The 16,596-nt window shown below is 36.2% G+C and carries 21 protein-coding genes; 19 read left to right on the plus strand and 2 right to left on the minus strand.

Annotated elements, in window-relative coordinates; genetic code table 11:
• The first annotated feature begins 171 nt into the window (after window positions 1–171).
• The 3 genes from QFZ87_RS14245 to QFZ87_RS14255 all read left to right on the plus strand — a co-directional run bounded on the left by QFZ87_RS14245 (window position 172) and on the right by QFZ87_RS14255 (window position 2,364).
• Window positions 172–1,323: a lactate 2-monooxygenase gene (locus QFZ87_RS14245; RefSeq protein ID WP_309862381.1), complete on the plus strand. Its 1,152-nt coding sequence runs from the start codon at window positions 172–174 to the stop codon at window positions 1,321–1,323.
• Between the two features lie 19 nt (window positions 1,324–1,342).
• The gene (locus tag QFZ87_RS14250) at window positions 1,343–1,828 is read left to right on the plus strand and encodes a PaaI family thioesterase (protein ID WP_309862383.1); all 486 of its coding nucleotides are present in this window, start codon (window positions 1,343–1,345) and stop codon (window positions 1,826–1,828) included.
• A gap of 146 nt (window positions 1,829–1,974) precedes the next feature.
• A complete protein-coding gene (locus QFZ87_RS14255; protein ID WP_309862386.1) occupies window positions 1,975–2,364 on the plus strand; it encodes a hypothetical protein in 390 nt (129 codons plus the stop codon).
• A gap of 70 nt (window positions 2,365–2,434) precedes the next feature.
• Here QFZ87_RS14255 and QFZ87_RS14260 read toward each other — a convergent pair whose 3' ends face one another.
• Window positions 2,435–3,334 (minus strand): TetR/AcrR family transcriptional regulator, encoded by a 900-nt coding sequence (locus QFZ87_RS14260; protein WP_309862388.1) that lies wholly within the window; start codon window positions 3,332–3,334, stop codon window positions 2,435–2,437.
• Between the two features lie 185 nt (window positions 3,335–3,519).
• On the opposite strand from QFZ87_RS14260, the gene QFZ87_RS14265 reads away from it, so the two are divergent.
• The 3 genes from QFZ87_RS14265 to QFZ87_RS14275 all read left to right on the plus strand — a co-directional run bounded on the left by QFZ87_RS14265 (window position 3,520) and on the right by QFZ87_RS14275 (window position 7,808).
• Window positions 3,520–5,064, plus strand: a complete 1,545-nt coding sequence (locus QFZ87_RS14265) for a DHA2 family efflux MFS transporter permease subunit (RefSeq protein WP_309862390.1) — start codon at window positions 3,520–3,522, stop codon at window positions 5,062–5,064.
• Window positions 5,065–5,743: 679 nt separating this feature from the next.
• Window positions 5,744–7,186, plus strand: coding sequence for a group II intron reverse transcriptase/maturase (gene ltrA, locus QFZ87_RS14270; RefSeq protein ID WP_309861704.1), 1,443 nt, complete (start codon window positions 5,744–5,746; stop codon window positions 7,184–7,186).
• Between the two features lie 163 nt (window positions 7,187–7,349).
• The gene (locus QFZ87_RS14275; RefSeq protein ID WP_309862393.1) at window positions 7,350–7,808 is read left to right on the plus strand and encodes a branched-chain amino acid aminotransferase; all 459 of its coding nucleotides are present in this window, start codon (window positions 7,350–7,352) and stop codon (window positions 7,806–7,808) included.
• A 12-nt stretch (window positions 7,809–7,820) separates the two neighbouring features.
• Here QFZ87_RS14275 and QFZ87_RS14280 read toward each other — a convergent pair whose 3' ends face one another.
• On the minus strand, window positions 7,821–8,885 hold the full coding sequence (locus QFZ87_RS14280; protein ID WP_309862396.1) for a metallophosphoesterase family protein: 1,065 nt from the start codon (window positions 8,883–8,885) through the stop codon (window positions 7,821–7,823).
• A gap of 190 nt (window positions 8,886–9,075) precedes the next feature.
• On the opposite strand from QFZ87_RS14280, the gene QFZ87_RS14285 reads away from it, so the two are divergent.
• From QFZ87_RS14285 to QFZ87_RS14345, 13 genes are all read left to right on the plus strand, one after another.
• Window positions 9,076–9,450 carry a sulfurtransferase gene (locus QFZ87_RS14285; RefSeq protein WP_309862398.1) on the plus strand — a complete coding sequence of 125 codons (375 nt, stop codon included), beginning with the start codon at window positions 9,076–9,078 and terminating at the stop codon, window positions 9,448–9,450.
• Window positions 9,417–9,677 carry a metal-sensitive transcriptional regulator gene (locus QFZ87_RS14290; protein WP_309862403.1) on the plus strand — a complete coding sequence of 87 codons (261 nt, stop codon included), beginning with the start codon at window positions 9,417–9,419 and terminating at the stop codon, window positions 9,675–9,677. Before QFZ87_RS14285 ends, QFZ87_RS14290 begins: the two co-directional genes overlap by 34 nt.
• Window positions 9,678–9,776: 99 nt before the next feature.
• On the plus strand, window positions 9,777–10,136 hold the full coding sequence (locus QFZ87_RS14295; RefSeq protein ID WP_309862406.1) for a rhodanese-like domain-containing protein: 360 nt from the start codon (window positions 9,777–9,779) through the stop codon (window positions 10,134–10,136).
• A gap of 20 nt (window positions 10,137–10,156) precedes the next feature.
• Complete coding sequence (locus tag QFZ87_RS14300; RefSeq protein ID WP_309862408.1) at window positions 10,157–10,456, plus strand: rhodanese-like domain-containing protein; 300 nt, start codon at window positions 10,157–10,159, stop codon at window positions 10,454–10,456.
• 73 nt (window positions 10,457–10,529) lie between these two features.
• On the plus strand, window positions 10,530–11,666 hold the full coding sequence (locus QFZ87_RS14305; RefSeq protein WP_309862411.1) for an MBL fold metallo-hydrolase: 1,137 nt from the start codon (window positions 10,530–10,532) through the stop codon (window positions 11,664–11,666).
• Window positions 11,667–11,889: 223 nt separating this feature from the next.
• Window positions 11,890–12,120: a glutaredoxin family protein gene (locus QFZ87_RS14310; protein ID WP_309862414.1), complete on the plus strand. Its 231-nt coding sequence runs from the start codon at window positions 11,890–11,892 to the stop codon at window positions 12,118–12,120.
• Between the two features lie 231 nt (window positions 12,121–12,351).
• Window positions 12,352–12,612 carry a metal-sensitive transcriptional regulator gene (locus tag QFZ87_RS14315; protein WP_309862416.1) on the plus strand — a complete coding sequence of 87 codons (261 nt, stop codon included), beginning with the start codon at window positions 12,352–12,354 and terminating at the stop codon, window positions 12,610–12,612.
• A gap of 119 nt (window positions 12,613–12,731) precedes the next feature.
• Entirely contained in the window at window positions 12,732–12,959 is a 228-nt protein-coding gene (locus QFZ87_RS14320) for a sulfurtransferase TusA family protein (protein WP_309862418.1), read from the plus strand.
• Window positions 12,960–13,027: 68 nt separating this feature from the next.
• On the plus strand, window positions 13,028–13,507 hold the full coding sequence (locus tag QFZ87_RS14325) for a DsrE/DsrF/DrsH-like family protein (RefSeq protein ID WP_309862420.1): 480 nt from the start codon (window positions 13,028–13,030) through the stop codon (window positions 13,505–13,507).
• 59 nt (window positions 13,508–13,566) lie between these two features.
• Window positions 13,567–14,145 (plus strand): sulfurtransferase TusA family protein, encoded by a 579-nt coding sequence (locus QFZ87_RS14330; RefSeq protein ID WP_309862423.1) that lies wholly within the window; start codon window positions 13,567–13,569, stop codon window positions 14,143–14,145.
• A gap of 81 nt (window positions 14,146–14,226) precedes the next feature.
• The gene (locus tag QFZ87_RS14335; protein WP_396133923.1) at window positions 14,227–15,354 is read left to right on the plus strand and encodes an MBL fold metallo-hydrolase; all 1,128 of its coding nucleotides are present in this window, start codon (window positions 14,227–14,229) and stop codon (window positions 15,352–15,354) included.
• A gap of 53 nt (window positions 15,355–15,407) precedes the next feature.
• Window positions 15,408–15,635 carry a sulfurtransferase TusA family protein gene (locus QFZ87_RS14340; protein WP_309862425.1) on the plus strand — a complete coding sequence of 76 codons (228 nt, stop codon included), beginning with the start codon at window positions 15,408–15,410 and terminating at the stop codon, window positions 15,633–15,635.
• A 46-nt stretch (window positions 15,636–15,681) separates the two neighbouring features.
• Complete coding sequence (locus QFZ87_RS14345; protein ID WP_309862428.1) at window positions 15,682–16,458, plus strand: sulfite exporter TauE/SafE family protein; 777 nt, start codon at window positions 15,682–15,684, stop codon at window positions 16,456–16,458.
• Window positions 16,459–16,596 lie beyond the last annotated feature (138 nt).

Below are 16,596 nucleotides of genomic sequence, written 5' to 3' on the forward strand. Positions count from 1 at the left end.
CATTCTTTCGAGCTACTAAATTTATCATATATTATTAGAAAATTAAGTCAAATAAAAACTAATACACCAACTTTATGGTTTTCCAAATTTTTTGACTATTTATTGACCGTTTAATTTTTTGAGTGATATCATATTAATGGAAACGCTTACTGAAAAAGGGGGTATAGCACGATGGGTTTCGGTAATCAAGTCCAATTTAAAGTTTATCAAGGAATAGAGAATACTATTGTTCCAGTTTCATATGAAGAGTTAGAGGCTAAGGCTAAAGAGCAACTTGAGGCAAAGCCATATTACTACGTTGCCGCTTCTGCTGGTGCTGAAGTAACAGCAAGGAACAATAATAAGTCATTTGAAAAGTGGCATATCGTCCCACGCATGTTATGCAATACCGCATCAAGAGATCTAAGTATCGAGCTGTTTGGCAAAAAACTTCAGTATCCTTTATTGCTCGCACCAATAGGAGTTCAGTCGATCGTCCATCCTGAAGGCGAGCTAGCAACAGCACGGGCTGCAGCTGACATAGGTGTCCCGCTCATAGCAAGTACTGCTTCTACATACAGTCTTGAAAAAATCTCTGCAGAAATGGGAGAAGGGGATAGATGGTTTCAGCTGTATTGGAGTAGCGACAGGGAAATTGCTGCAAGTATGGTAAAAAGAGCCGAGGCAGAGGGATATAGTGCTATAGTGATTACAGTTGATACCCCAATGATGGCATGGCGTGAGAAAGATATTGAACATGCATATTTGCCGTTTTTAGAAGCAAAAGGTATTGGTAACTATTTGGAAGATCCTGTTTTTTGTTCACGCTTAGAGAAGTCCCCAAAAGAGGATATGAAATCCGCCATCATGCTTTGGGCTCAAGTATTCGGAAATCCTTCCTTAACCTGGAAAGATATAGAATTTATTAAAGAACAAACCGCACTGCCAATTCTGTTAAAAGGTATTTTACATCCTGAAGATGCCAAGCTCGCATTATTGCATGGAGTAGATGGAATTATTGTCAGCAATCATGGCGGTAGACAAGTCGATGGAGCCATTCCAGCTATTGATGCATTACCAGATATTGTTGATATAGTGAGAGATGAAATCCCCGTACTAATGGACAGTGGGATTAGAAGAGGCTCTGATATTGTTAAAGCCATTGCGCTAGGTGCCAAAGCGGTATTGGTAGGTCGACCTTATATGTATGGATTAGCTTTGGCTGGAGAAGAAGGAGTGAAACAGGTACTCCGTAACTTGATTGCAGATTTTGACTTAACCTTAGCTTTATCAGGAAAACGATCGGTAAGGGAGTTAGATCGGGATTTATTAAGAAAAATATAACGTAATGGGGGAGAAAACATTGGAAGAAAATATAGTAGTAGCCATTCAAGATGAGTACCCAGATGATTTTGCTTGGTGTTATGGCTGTGGCAGATTAAATGAAGAGGGGCACCATTTTCGTACTTGTTGGCAAGGGGAGAAGACGGTAACAATTTTTAGTCCAGAGGCAAGACATCTAGCACTTCCGGGATTTGTCTATGGCGGAATTGTTGCGTCGTTAATCGATTGTCATGGGACGGGCTCAGCATCGTTGGCCCTTCATCGTAAGAATGGTCATGAACCTGGTGAAGGAGCAGAGCCACCTCGCTTTGTCACTGCTTCACTGAACGTAAACTTTATTAAGCCGACTCCACATGGCGTGCCTCTGAAGGCTGTTGGAACAGTACACGAAATTCACCCAAAGAAATATAAAGTTGAAACAGAGGTTTATGCCAATGATTTACTCTGTGCTCGTGGTGAGGTTGTTGCGGTCGTCATGCCAAGCACATTTTTAAAAAAAGAATAAACTAATTAGCAGAGGGCTGACTCAAAACTAAGAGTCAGTCTAATTTTTTGAAAATTTGTCATCAAAATGTAATGTTCTATATTGAAACCAATGAAGCCTTCCAGCCGTCAAATTAAGTAGGAGCTTATTGCTTGGGAGGTTAACAGATGGGGAAGATGAAAAACTTAGTCATTACCATAGTGATTATTTTTGCTCTTGTTTCCGGTTTGGTGATGAGTACATTTGGATCGGCCATATATCAAGAAGGAAATCCACTGCCAATCCTTGTGTCTGCAATCAAACTTCAATTTTCTCAGTCAAATTATGCACAGTTCTCCAAAACAGAAAAAAGAAGCAGGTACCTGTCAGAAAAACAGGGTAATGATGGCTACTTAGTTGTGGAAGAATTTATGAAATCAAAAGGATGGTCGTTTCAAGAGAAAATGGGCTCTGGATTGATTTTCACCAAAAATGGAGAAGATGCAGTGGTGGAAGTCCGACAATACTCTAAATATTATTTTATTTGGGAGATTCAGAAGGCGTTTTTCAGTAAGTAAATTCAGTCATAACCATATACATATACATAAGAAGACCCCTAATCGTATAGAATAGGGGTTTTCGTTCGTATCAATCCTCAAGTTGACTAAAGAAGTCTTTAACCAACTTTTCCAGTGGTGGGAGTTCTTTGGCCAGATAATTGTTCTCTTTCAGAGTGTAAAGAGCACTTTCAGTAATAAATTTGCGGGGTACACCGGAATGTAATAGTTCATCAATAATAAAATCCAGCAGTTCAATAAATTTAGTCTGTTCTGCTTCAATAGAAATATGTTTTGCAATCGTTTTTCTTAATGTGACCGAGTACTGAAGAAGTTGAGTTTTAAAACCCTTATCATTTTTTTGACAGCCAGGAAGCCATTTTTCAATCAATTCTGGTTGAAGCAATTGATCATTGGAGTCGACTACATCTTCCACCATTTTTACTAGGCGGCTAACACTATAACGTACTACTTGACTGACTTTTTCTCCCGTTTCATACGCCATTCGATTGTATTGTACATTTATTTGGAGAATTCCCTGAAACATTATTGCACAATCTAACAAATAAGGTCTTTTGTCCTCGCCAAAAATTTCAATAAAACGCTTATAGTACCAGTGAAGAGAATTCAAGCGACTACGCAGAATAAACTGTTTAAGGTCATTATCATTGGAAGCCATAACCTCTTCAAATAAAGCAATTAATTTATTTTTTCTATTTGTAATCATTTGCAATTCAATCTGTTTAATAAATATTTCAATATCTGAAGGATCCTGACCGACGAGTAAGTCATTTTTTTCCTTCTCCAGCTTTTTGTGAATGGTTTTATAAATTGCGATTAATAACTCATTCTTTGAAGAAAAATAATTATAAAATGTACCCTTTGAAATACCGCTATAATCTAAAATGTCTTGAATAGATGTTGCTTGGAAACCCTTTTCAATAAATAATTGATGGGCAGAATGAATAACATTTTGTTTCCGATTGTACATATAATCACCCTAAAATGGATTTGTACTGACTGTATAGAAATATAGTACATTATTTCTAATGTCTTTACAAACCCATAAATTTGTAGATATTTTTAATTGCAAAAATTGAACTCACAGTATATTATTATGTAAGTGTGAAACAGGGGTATAAAAAATTGAACTAAAAGTTTATAGGGGGAAATTCAATGGATCAATCAAAAGCTGAGGCTAAACGTCCTCCATACGGGATTATTGCGGTCTTAATGATTGGAGCCTTTATTGCATTCTTAAATAACACATTACTAAATATCGCACTACCTTCCATTATGAAGGATTTAGAAATCGAAGCTTCGACGGTTCAATGGCTAACAACAGGATTTATGTTAGTAAATGGAATTCTTATTCCATTGTCAGCATTTTTAATTCAAAAATTCTCTGTTCGTCAACTTTTCTTAGCAGCAATGATTTTATTTACAGTCGGTACTGTTTTAGCTGGATTTGCGCATGCGTTCCCATTATTACTAACCGGTCGGATGATTCAGGCTTCTGGTTCTGCCATAATGATGCCTTTATTAATGAACGTAATGTTAACTAGTTTTCCAGTTGAAAAACGTGGAATGGCGATGGGCGTATTTGGATTAGTATTAATGTTTGCCCCAGCTATTGGACCGACGTTATCAGGCTGGATTATTGAACACTATGATTGGAGAATGCTTTTCCATTTTATTACGCCAATCGCGATTGTTGTCGTATTAATTGGATTTTTCTTACTTAAAGATAAAAAAGGAAAAGTTGATATCAAACTTGATTTCTTATCTGTTATCTTATCTAGCGTAGGGTTTGGTGGAATATTATATGGATTTAGTTCTGCTGGTAAGGACGGATGGGACAGTCCAAAGGTATACGGCACCCTTGCAATTGGTGTCATTGCCTTAGTAACCTTTATTTTACGTCAATTAAATCAAGAAAGACCACTGCTTAATTTTAGAATCTACAAATACCCAATGTTCGCATTATCGTCAGCGATTTCCATGGTTGTTACTATGGCAATGTTTTCTGGGATGCTCCTACTACCAATTTATGTGCAAACAATTCGTGGGATTTCACCGTTTGATGCAGGTTTAATGTTGCTACCAGGGGCTATTTCAATGGCAATTATGATGCCGATTACTGGAAAACTATTTGACAAATTTGGTGGCCGTTTATTAGCCATTATCGGTTTAACCATTACGGTAGTAACCAGCTATTTATTCAGTAAATTAACACTTGAAACAACTTATACACACTTAATTATTTTATATACGCTTCGTATGTTTGGTATGTCAATGGTTAATATGCCAGTTACGACAAATGGATTAAACCAATTGCCAGCAAGGTTTTACCCACATGGTACAGCGATGAACAATACGATGTCACAGGTTTCAGGAGCAATTGGTACGGCTTTATTGGTAACAGTAATGACAACCCGTGCGAAAACACATGCAACGGAACTTGTTGCAGCAGCCAAAGCCAAGATGCTCAGCAATCCGCCGACAACAGCGATTACTGAGGCTATGAAATTAAAAATGCAACACGACATCCAAATGAAAGCTATGCTTGAAGGGATAAATGATGCGTTCTATGTAAGTGTTTTTATCGCTGGTCTTGCTTTAGTCCTTGCACTTTTCATTAAACGTGCAAAACAAGCAGAAGACCCAGGAGAAGCTAAGCCAGCAGGCAATAAAGTAACTGCAAAGCTAGCTGAAAATTAAGGATTGAAGTGCCAGGCTCAAAAGTGCCTGGCACTTTTTTGTGCGACGGGCAGTCGTACCTTTGCTTAATACAAGCATGAATTTACTGTTAAAGGTTGGGTTATGTTACTTCGGTAATAACAGACCCCGAATCCTGGAAGGTTTATTCTCTCGGAGGTGTAAGTCCTCCCGTAGGCATACTGGTAGAACCTACGAAGACTAATCTAGGGCATTACTGTGAGGTAGTGTTTGAAGGAGATGCGGTAAATCGAGAGACCCGTAGTCGGATGAGCAGACCCAAATGCGAAAGCGTGAAGCACATACGGCAGGATAAGTCGGCGACCGTGCGAAAATAACGGGAAGCCCGAACTTTAAAGCTTCTTAGCCAAAGAACCAGTCGACTAAGGAGGGCTTATCAAGTGATGGTGCTGGGTATGTTCAGAAGGAAAGTGCGATGACCCCGTGAGGTCTCCACTTTAACTTTAGGTGTTGATATATAAGGGAAATCCGAAGTTATCAATACAAGTGGAGAAGTCAGACGCCCTCATAGTACGGAAGTAAGATTGCGACCAAACGTAATCTGAACGGAAGGGGGAGCGACCTCGTGGCTCTACATTTATAAAAGTGTGTAATGATAACAGTATACGTTACCTCGGTAAAAACGTACTGGAAGTGCACAATGAAAGGTGTGGAATAAGCATTGAATCAAGAACTAAAGTTCAAATGGCACAGTGTATATGGACAAATTCTCTTCGATAGAAAGCTAAAAACAGCTTGGGAAAAGGTTAAGAGCAATAATGGGGCTGGAGGTATAGATGGAGAAACAGTCACAAGTTACGCAAGTAACGAAGAAAAGAATCTCAAGCAGTTACTCCAGAAATTAAGACTTAAAGAGTACACCCCGTCACCAGTACGAAGAAAATATATTCCCAAAAAGAACGGAAAACTTCGTCCACTGGGGATACCAAATATTGAAGACCGTATCGTTCAGCAAGCTGTGGTTAATGTACTTGAACCTAAATGTGAAGAACTCATTTTCCATAAATGGTCATGCGGCTATCGTCCAAATCTTGGAGCTAAAAGAGTAATGCAAATCATTACTTGGAATATCGAGAGTGGTTACAATTATATTTACGATTGTGATATTAAGGGATTCTTTGACAATATTCCTCATAAAAAGTTAATGAAGATACTTAATAAATATATAGCTGATGGAACTATACTCGATCTAATTTGGAAATGGCTTAAAGCGGGCTACATGGAAGAAGGAAAGTATCACAAAGTAGACTCAGGAACCCCGCAAGGGGGTGTGATTTCACCATTACTTGCGAATCTCTTTCTAAATGAACTTGATTGGGAACTTGAAACCCATGGAATTCACTTCGTCAGATATGCCGATGATTTCCTCTTATTTGCCAAAACAAAAGAGGAAATTGTGCGTGCAGAATCAATAACAAAACAAAAGCTAGCTGAATTAGGGCTTGAGATCTCCATCGAGAAAACGAAAATCGTCGATTTTAACCATGATGATTTTGATTTCCTTGGATTCACTTTTGAGCACTGGAGGAAAAGGAAGAGAGATGGAAAACCATACTACATAGCTAAACCAAAGGATTCTACATGGAAAGACTTTCGCCAAAAGATAAAGGATAAAACAATGAAATCCCTAACTTTTAGCAAAGAAATGTGGGTTGAACGTGTGAATCAAGTAATACGGGGAAAAGTAAATTACTTTTTAACACTTTGGAATGCGATAAACGAGAATAAAAAGTATGGAAGAGAATTTTCATGTTTCTTCAACGTTTTCAGAGATAACTTATTAGCCATAGATAGCTATATAAGAAGAAGACTAAGAGTAGCAATGATACATGACCATCCAAGTCAAAACAAAGGGCATAAGATGAAAACAAAATGGGGAATAGAGTTCTTTGCGAGGATTGGATTAGTTCCAGCATTTCAATATTATTATGGAAAGCAATATGGACATACCATTGAGGACTACATTCAGTACATGAAGGTAAAACAAGAAAAGAAATATAAAAGAAAACTACAAAGAGCCAAAGAACGTGGAGAGGTTTACTTCACAGCCAAAAGAGTCCAAATGATTAACTGTGCACAGGGTAAAACAAGGTATTCAATGTAACATGTTGGTAAGCCGTATGCCTTAATAGGGCACGTGCGGTTTGATAAGGGGGAAGCCTCGTGAGAGGTTTCCCTACTTTATTATATTTAGACTATCCTATATTTGCTTTTTAGGGAAAAAATACTCAATATTAGTAATGGAAGTTATTTTAGGAGGATGCTATATGGTGAATTTTTCAGATGCTTATATTGAACGATGTGATAAAGAAACAGAAAATATGATAAAGGTTGAAACAGGGACTTTTTTAACTCAACCACTCACTTATTTGAAAAAGAATAATAATGAGTTTATCTATCTAGAGTCAAATTGGTTTGAAGCGATTAGAGTAGAAGCTGTTTCGTTAGAGGTTGATGATGTGTTTGGAACCTATGACGTGATGTTAGGGCTAAAGCTTCAAAAGAAATTCGATAAAACATTAAAGGAACATTTAAATACAACTTTACATGGAAATGAAGCCAAATTTGATTTGATGTTTAGTCAAGACGATGGCCTATGGAATTTAAACTTTGCTTTGAATTATGTTGAAGGTTTTAAGGAAGATATGACCTTAAATGAAGCGTTCCAAGTAATTTATCAATTCCTAAATAATTTAGTGGAAGCAGTTAATGTAGGACAAATTTAAAAAACTAACCAGCTATTTTAGCTGGTTAGTTTGTGAGATTGGAATGGTTACCGTTTTGATCCACGTACCATTACTAAACTCTCGAGCCATAAATTCTACACGGTTATCAAAAACATTAACTACATAGCCTTGAGATTGGGTTGTATTTATACCTGTACCCTTAGTATAGGTATAAGCTACCGCACTCGTATTTACCATCGTAACTCCGTCTTGAACAATGCTACTTTGATCATTTAATGGATAATGAGAGTGTCCGCTAAAAAGAATCACTTGTGGATATTTTTTAAGCAATGCTAGTATTTTTTGATCTTCAAGTCCAGCTCCCCATTCACTTCCGTAAACGGTACCTGTAATTGGCTGGTGAAGGAAGATGAAAATTGGTTTGTTATTTTCTGAATGAATAGGTAGAGTTTCCTCTAACCACTTAAATTGCTTATTAGAAATGTAAGCTGAATCTGCATCATCTTCATTTTTGTATGTTGCTAACATGGTAGCTTCTGATTTTTCACCGGCAATCGTTATAAAATGATATCCTCCAATCCACTGATCATAATAAAGTCCAGGAACATTCATCTCATTCACAAATCTTGATATTAGATTTGAATCAGTCACTTTAGAAGCACGATTCACTTTTTTCTCCATCCATTCATGATTTCCCATTACAAAAAATGTATCAGCATTCTGATTTATATTTGCATTTAGGATAGATTTAAACAAATCATATTCTTGAGTCAGACCGTGATCTGTCATATCTCCGCCAACGGCAAGGACATCATAATCAGGTGCCACACTGTTTAAATCTTTTAGTGCTGTCTCAAACTTTTTTACAGTATCATTATTCTTAGTTGAGATATGAGTATCACTAATTACTGCAAGTTGTATATTGGGGTCTGTATCAGTTATTTCATTCTGTTGTTTGGCGGATGTAGGTTGTGCGGTTTCCGTTTCTTGTTTTTGCCCGTTTTCCTGTTCAGTTTTTGCCTGCGGTTCTTCATTGGCCTGAGCTAGTTCTGATTGAATGGGATGTAAACCGATGACATCGATTGCAAGAAATAATGATAGAATTAATTTTAACATTTGTAATTACCTCACTAGAATATTTATTAGTATGTCTTAATGATAAATATCCAACCTTAATTTATTATTAAGATAAGAAAGTAGTTGTGAATTAATTTTCAATATGAAAATTGGTAAAACATATTCACTTTACAAAATACCCTTAAGGGTATACAATTGTTCTAGTATTAAACATCTTGGAGGTTACTCAATGGTTATAACATGGATTATTGCAGCGTTAATAATTGTATCTATATATCAAAGATATGTTCCTGTCATTGGAATTTCATCAGTACAAAATTTTTCTGATCATGGCGAACTTGTGTTACTAGATTTAAGAGATTATCAAACATCTTCAAAAGACGTGATTCCGAACTCGGTAAACTTACCATACGCCTACTTAAAGAGGTACTACAAAGAAATACCTAAGAAAAAGCTTCTAATAATTGCTTCAGATTCAATTGAAAAAAATCTGGCCATCCGTTTTTTAAAGAAAAGGCAATTTTCCATTCACGGTTTTATAATTTTGGATGAAAAAAGGAGGGATAAGCATTGGAGTATGATAAACAAACAAAAAATAGGCTAAAACGAACAGAAGGTCAAATTAGAGGTGTTTTACGTATGATGGAGGAACACCAGGATTGCGAGAAAGTTATTAATCAATTATCTGCCGTTAGTTCTGCCATTAGTCATACAATTGGAGTCATTGTAAGTGAAAACCTTAAGTATTGTTTAATTGAACAAGCAGATGCAAGCAACAAGGATGAAATTGTCAATGATGCTGTAAAGCTTTTAGTCAGAAGTAGAAAATAAAAAGTGTTGACATGAATTTTTTTCTTTGTTAATATACCCCTACAGGTATTTGAAGTTCCCTAGATATCTAGGGATTAAAAATTAAGGAGATGAGTGGTAATGAGTACAAGCACCATAATCATGATAGTATTATTGGTTGGATTTTTTGCTTGGAGGCTTATTCCTGTAAAAGGAGTACGCAATATAACAACCGGCCAATTGAAAGATGAACTTGGTGACAAGAACAAGCAATACATTGATGTTCGTACGCCAATGGAGTTTAAAGGCAGGAATATTAAAGGATTTAAGAATATTCCACTTGATCAATTATCTACTAAAGCAGCTACATTAGCAAAAGATAAAGAAGTTATAGTTATTTTTCAAAGTGGAATGAGAAGTACACAAGCTTCAAAAATTCTAAAAAAATTAGGTTTTAAACAAATTACAAATGTAAAGGGCGGCATGAGCGCCTGGAATTAAAAATTAGGAGGAAATGACAGATGAAACGTATTACAGCTAAAGAAGTGGAACAAAAATTAGTAAATGGTGAAAAGTTAAATATTATTGATGTTCGTGAAGTAGCAGAAGTGGCAACTGGTAAAATCACAAACGCAGTTAACATTCCTTTAGGATTAGTTGAGTTTAAAATGCCAGATCTTGATAAAAAGCAAAAGTATATTATTGTTTGTCGCTCAGGAGCAAGAAGCTCACAAGCTACCATGTTCTTAGAAAGTTACGGATTTGATGTTACCAACATGGACGGCGGAATGATGGCTTGGGAAGGCGAAGTTGAGATTTAAACCAATCAGATATTATAAAAAAAAACATTAAAAATTTTTAAGAAAAATAATACCACAGGGGGTAATTAAAGGGATGACTGTAAAAGCATTGCTAGCAAATGAAGTAGCGGATATGACAGTAAATAAAAAACCATTATTCATATTGGATGTTCGTAATGAATCTGACTATAATGATTGGAAAATAGAAGGAGAAGCTGTTACAAGTATAAATATCCCATATTTTGATTTAATTGATGGTGTGGACGGGATATTAGATCAACTACCAAAAGATCAGCCAATTCTTGTAGTTTGTGCCAAAGAAGGATCATCTGTATTTGTTGCAGAAAGCTTAGCAGAAGCAGGACTTGAACAAGTTTCCTACTTATCAGGTGGTATGAAGTCTTGGAGCGAATATTTGTATCAAGCCAAGGTGTATCAGGATGAAGATTTAAAGGTATATCAATTTATCCGCGTAGGTAAGGGTTGTCTATCTTATATGGTTGTTTCCGGTGAGGAAGCCCTTATAGTTGACCCTTCACGATTTATTGATGTATATGAAAAAGTTGCTTTTAATGAAGGTGTAAAAATCACTCACATTGTAGATTCACACCTTCATGCAGATCATATTTCAGGTGGTAGAGAGTTAGCTGAGCGTCTTGGTGCACAATATTACCTAATGAAAAGCGAAGGAGCAGTATTTTCGTTTAATGCACTCGAGGATTTTACAAACATTGAATTTGAACGAGTAAGTCTTGAAGTACTTGCAGTGAAAACACCTGGTCATACCCCTGGTAGTGTTTCATTTTTAGTCAATAATAAACTTCTTTTCTCTGGTGACACAATTTTTGTTGGTGGCCTTGGCCGTCCTGACTTAGGTGGAAAAGTGGCAGAATGGGCAGAGGACCTATATGAGACTGTGTATGAAAAGGTTGCAGCTATCGCTGATGATGTTGTAGTACTGCCGGGTCATTATGCTAATCTTGATGATGAAATGAATAGTGAAGGCTTTGTAGGAGAAACATTAGGCAACATACGGTCAAGAAATGACATGATGAGAAACAAAGCCAAAGAAGACTTTGTTGAAATGGTTGTAGCAAATGCTAATAGTGAAACACCACCAAACTTTGAAGACATTGTGGGAATTAACCGAGGTGTAATCATTGCTTCAGCTGAAAAGCAACAAGAGTTAGAAATTGGGCCAAACCGATGTGCCCTTCATCATACACATTAATCGAAAGGTGGCTGTACTATGCAGGATGAACCAAAAAAACAGGTGGATTGTACCACAACGGGTTCTTGAGGTATTAGCCGACATAATACGTCTGGGAACGATGGGAAAAAAGGAAAAATACCTATTCCTATATGACCTGGAACGTTAGTATGGCTCCTGGTAGGAGGCATTTACCTTATTATTAAAGCAGTTAGTAAATATTTTTAATAAAGGAGAGGTAAAAATGAATCAAATTACGGTTTATACAACCAATACTTGTCCGTATTGCACCATGTTAAAAAATTTCTTAAACACACAAGGCCTTGCTTACAAAGAAGTTAATGTTCAAATGGACCAAGCAGCTGCTAACAAGCTAGTTCAAACAACTGGACAGTTAGGTGTTCCGCAAACAGAAATTAATGGACAATGGGTATTAGGATTCGACCCCGAAACAATCATGAGCTTAGTTAAATAGGTTTACAAAAAGAGAAGCAGTGAGTACACTGTTTCTTTTTTATTGTAATATAAACTTTACTTCAATTACTCTACATTTATTTTTTCTCCGAGATGAATATTAACAAATAGGATGTTCACAATATTGACAAATATACCTGCGGAGGTATAATATAATTCCTATTACATCATTATTGTTCAAAACGTAAGCATTTCACATAAACTCAACAATAAGTAAATGGAGGTGTATCATATGGAATACAATGATCAAATGAAAAATAGAATTAAACGGATGGAAGGCCAGCTTAGAGGAATTTTGAAAATGATGGAAGAAGATAAAGATTGTCGTGCGGTTATTACTCAATTGTCGGCAGTGCGCTCAGCCGTAGATAGAACAATTGGGGTAATTGTTAGCTCGAATTTAGTGGAATGTGTGCTTGATGCCGAAAAAAATGGCGAGCAAACAAATGTCTTAATAAAAGATGCAGTAAATTTACTTGTCAAGAGCAGATAAAAATAATTCACAGTGTTGACACATTCATATTTATTTAGTAATATACCCATAGGGGTAATGTTGATAACAATTACAACCTCAAATATTAAAAAACGACCTCAAAGGAGAATATATATATAATGAATGCAGATAAAATTTTAGATGCTAAAGGGTTAGCATGTCCAATGCCAATAGTAAAAACAAAAAAAGCAATAAATGAACTAAGCTCTGGTCAAGTATTAGAAATTCATACAACTGATAAAGGTGCGAAAAACGACCTTTCTGCTTGGGCGAAATCCGGAGGACACGAGCTATTAAATTTTGAAGAAGATCAAGAGGTACTTAAGTTCTGGATTAAAAAGGGATAATTTTTTTTAGGAAAACAAATACCTGTACAGGTATAGGTAAAAATAACTATATATCAGGAGGAATTATTTTGACGGAAAAGAAAAGGACGACAATTGTTTTGTTTAGTGGAGATTATGATAAAGCCATGGCGGCATACATCATTGCAAACGGAGCAGCTGCCTATGACCATGAAGTAACCATTTTCCATACATTTTGGGGATTAAATGCATTACGTAAAGACGAAAATATTATGGTTAAAAAAGGTTTTATTGAAAAGATGTTTGCTAAGATGATGCCAAGAGGCGCAGATAAAATGGGACTATCTAAAATGAATTTTGCAGGATTTGGTCCAAAAATGATTAAAGACATTATGAAAAAACACAATGCAATGCCATTACCACAATTAATTGAAATGGCGCAAGAACAAGATGTAAAGTTAGTCGCATGTACGATGACGATGGACCTATTAGGTCTAAAGCAAGAAGAACTTTTAGAGAATATTGAATATGCAGGTGTAGCAGCGTATTTAGCTGATGCTGAAGATGGCAATGTAAACTTGTTTATTTAATAGATTAATAGATTTCAATTAATTTTATACCTTTTAGGGTAATTAACAGGAGGGCAATCATGACATCATTAAAAACTGATTTGGTTTTAGATGCAAAAGGATTAGCATGTCCAATGCCGATCGTGAAGACAAAAAAGGCTATGACCGGTTTAGAAGCAGGCCAAGTGTTAGAAGTATTGGCAACTGATAAGGGTTCGAAAGCTGATATTAAAGCTTGGGCTAAAAGCTCAGGTCATCAATATTTAGGAACAATTGAAGAAGGCGATGTGCTTAAACATTATTTAAGAAAATCTTCTTCTAACGAGGAAGCAGTCGAAAGAAAACATCCTCATGTAACTTCAAATGCAGAGCTTGCAGCGAAGTTAGAAGCAAATGAGAACATTGTCGTACTCGATGTAAGAGAAGCGGCAGAATATGTGTTTAACCATATTCCAAATGCAATTTCTATTCCTTTGGGTGAATTGGATGACAGAGTGAATGAATTAAGTAAAGATGCTGAAATCTTTGTTGTCTGCCGAACAGGTAATCGAAGTGACTTTGCAGCACAAAAATTAGCAGAAAAGGGCTTTAATACAATCTTTAATGTAGTACCAGGTATGAGTGAGTGGACTGGTAAAACAACAAGCTTAAACAATTAATTTATTGGGGCTTAATAGCCCCCACACAAAAAATTATTTATTTTTTTTGAAAACTAATATACCGTAGGGGGTAATACAAGCATGACAGTTAATGCGATGACTTCAAAAGAGGTAACGAAAAAGGTATTTAATAAGGAATCATTATTTATTCTTGATGTTCGTAACGAAAGTGATTTTCAAGATTGGAAAATTGAAGGGGAAAATTTTGAGTATTTAAATATTCCATATTTTGAATTGCTTGATGGAGTAGAAGAAATCTTAAATATGATTCCAACTGAAAAAGAGGTATTAGTAGTATGTGCTAAGGAAGGCTCTTCTGTTATGGTAGCAGAGATGCTTTCAGAAGAAGGTTTAACTGTTTCCTATCTTCAAGGTGGGATGAAAGCATGGAGTGAACACTTAGAGCCAGTTAAGGTTGGAGATTTAAAAGATGGCGGAGAGATTTATCAATTTGTACGTATTGGTAAGGGCTGCCTGTCATACATGGTCGTTTCAAAAGGTGAAGCTGCAATTATTGATGCAACACGAATGACTGACATTTATCTTGATTTCGCCAATAGTGTTCATGCAACAATTACTCATGTGTTCGATACACATTTACATGCAGACCATATTTCTGGTGGTCGTGTGATTGCTGAGAAAACAAATGCAACGTATTGGCTACCTCCAAAAGATGCAACAGAAGTAACATTCGAATATCAGCCTTTAGAAGGTGGCAATGATGTTACAATTGGGGGCACAACTATTAATATTCATGCATTGTATTCACCAGGTCATACCATCGGCTCTACATCGTTCGTTGTAGATGGAAAATTCTTACTATCTGGAGATATCTTATTTATTGATTCTATTGGACGTCCAGATCTTGCAGGTATGGCAGAGGATTGGGTCACTGACTTAAGAGAAAGTCTTTATAAGCGTTATAGAGAGTTATCTGAAGAATTGATTGTGTTACCTGCTCATTTTATGATCATTGATGAATTGAATGCAGATGGCAGTGTATCCGAAAAGTTAGGTACTCTATTTGCAAAGAACCATGGTTTAAATATTGCAGATGAAACTGAATTTAGGAAATTAGTTACCGAAAATCTACCACCACAACCAAATGCGTATCAGGAGATTCGTGAAACCAATATGGGAAAAATAAATCCTGACGTCGAAAAGCAACGCGAAATGGAAATTGGACCAAATCGTTGTGCAGTAAGATAAAAAGAAAAAGAAACGTAGAAACAACACAATAAAAAAATCGGAGGTATTATAAAATGGAAGTAACTAAGGTTTTAGATGCAAAAGGTCTGGCATGTCCTATGCCAATTGTAAAGACAAAAAAAGCAATTAACGAACTTGAGCCTGGTCAAATTTTAGAAATTCATACTACTGATAAAGGTGCAAAAAATGATCTTGCTGCATGGGCAAAATCAGGTGGCCATGAATTATTAAAACATGAAGAAGAAGGCAGTGTATTAAAATTCTGGATTAAAAAGGGATAAAAATAGCGGGAACCTTACTGGTTCCCTTTTTAGGAGGAGTAAAAAAATGGGTATCGATTTTGTCATTACCATATTCTTAATTGGTTTTGTAGGCTCATTTATTTCTGGTATGTTAGGAATCGGTGGTGCCATTATTAATTTCCCAATGCTATTGCTTATCCCAGCTGCTCTTGGTGTAGCCCATTTTACAGCTCACGATGTAGCAGGTATTACTGCGATACAGGTATTCTTTGCGACAATCGGCGGGGTCTGGGCATACCGAAAAGGCGGATACCTTAATAAAACATTAATTGCTTATATGGGTATAAGTATCTTAATTGGAAGCTTTGTGGGTGGATTTGGTTCTACACTTCTGCCGGAAAGCGGAATTAATATCGTTTATGGAGTCCTAGCATTATTAGCAGTGATAATGATGTTTGTTCCTAAAAAAGGGATCGATGAGATTCCTATGGAACAAGTAAAATTCAATAAGTGGCTTGCAGCATCTCTTGCATTAATTGTGGGGATTGGAGCAGGAATTGTTGGAGCAGGTGGGGCATTTTTATTAGTTCCAATTATGCTTGTTGTTTTAAAAATCCCAACAAGAATGACCATTGCATCTTCTTTAGCGATAACTTTCATTTCCTCTATTGGGGCAACAGTTGGTAAAATATCGACAGGACAGGTAGAGATTATTCCATCTCTCATCATGGTAGTTGCAAGTCTCCTTGCTTCACCATTAGGTGTTAAACTTGGTAAAAGAATGAATACAAAGGTTTTACAAGTAATCTTAGGAATCTTGATCTTTTCAACTGCAGTGAAAATTTGGATAGATATTTTATAATTTATTGACGGGGCTAATAATAGCCTCTTTTTTATTATCCCTTTCTTAACAGTTTCTTAACATTTAAATGGGAATATTAAAATGATATGGTGGGGGAGTATTTGGTGGTAAAATCATTTGCTTGTGGAGGCTAGATAA

It is taken from the genome of Bacillus sp. SLBN-46, assembly GCF_031453555.1.
GTDB lineage: Bacteria > Bacillota > Bacilli > Bacillales > Cytobacillaceae > Neobacillus.

Excerpts from the sequence above, each read along its gene's own strand:
- QFZ87_RS14245 (WP_309862381.1), top strand. The coding sequence starts at position 172 with ATGGGTTTCGGTAATCAAGTCCAATTTAAAGTTTATCAAGGAATAGAG.
- QFZ87_RS14280 (WP_309862396.1), bottom strand. The coding sequence starts at position 8,885 with ATGTTAAAATTAATTCTATCATTATTTCTTGCAATCGATGTCATCGGT.
- QFZ87_RS14295 (WP_309862406.1), top strand. The coding sequence starts at position 9,777 with ATGAGTACAAGCACCATAATCATGATAGTATTATTGGTTGGATTTTTT.
- QFZ87_RS14310 (WP_309862414.1), top strand. The coding sequence starts at position 11,890 with ATGAATCAAATTACGGTTTATACAACCAATACTTGTCCGTATTGCACC.
- QFZ87_RS14315 (WP_309862416.1), top strand. The coding sequence starts at position 12,352 with ATGGAATACAATGATCAAATGAAAAATAGAATTAAACGGATGGAAGGC.
- QFZ87_RS14335 (WP_396133923.1), top strand. The coding sequence starts at position 14,227 with ATGACAGTTAATGCGATGACTTCAAAAGAGGTAACGAAAAAGGTATTT.
- QFZ87_RS14330 (WP_309862423.1), top strand. The coding sequence starts at position 13,567 with ATGACATCATTAAAAACTGATTTGGTTTTAGATGCAAAAGGATTAGCA.
- QFZ87_RS14260 (WP_309862388.1), bottom strand. The coding sequence starts at position 3,334 with ATGTACAATCGGAAACAAAATGTTATTCATTCTGCCCATCAATTATTT.
- QFZ87_RS14345 (WP_309862428.1), top strand. The coding sequence starts at position 15,682 with ATGGGTATCGATTTTGTCATTACCATATTCTTAATTGGTTTTGTAGGC.
- QFZ87_RS14285 (WP_309862398.1), top strand. The coding sequence starts at position 9,076 with ATGGTTATAACATGGATTATTGCAGCGTTAATAATTGTATCTATATAT.
- QFZ87_RS14320 (WP_309862418.1), top strand. The coding sequence starts at position 12,732 with ATGAATGCAGATAAAATTTTAGATGCTAAAGGGTTAGCATGTCCAATG.
- QFZ87_RS14265 (WP_309862390.1), top strand. The coding sequence starts at position 3,520 with ATGGATCAATCAAAAGCTGAGGCTAAACGTCCTCCATACGGGATTATT.
- QFZ87_RS14340 (WP_309862425.1), top strand. The coding sequence starts at position 15,408 with ATGGAAGTAACTAAGGTTTTAGATGCAAAAGGTCTGGCATGTCCTATG.
- QFZ87_RS14255 (WP_309862386.1), top strand. The coding sequence starts at position 1,975 with ATGGGGAAGATGAAAAACTTAGTCATTACCATAGTGATTATTTTTGCT.
- QFZ87_RS14300 (WP_309862408.1), top strand. The coding sequence starts at position 10,157 with ATGAAACGTATTACAGCTAAAGAAGTGGAACAAAAATTAGTAAATGGT.
- QFZ87_RS14275 (WP_309862393.1), top strand. The coding sequence starts at position 7,350 with ATGGTGAATTTTTCAGATGCTTATATTGAACGATGTGATAAAGAAACA.
- QFZ87_RS14305 (WP_309862411.1), top strand. The coding sequence starts at position 10,530 with ATGACTGTAAAAGCATTGCTAGCAAATGAAGTAGCGGATATGACAGTA.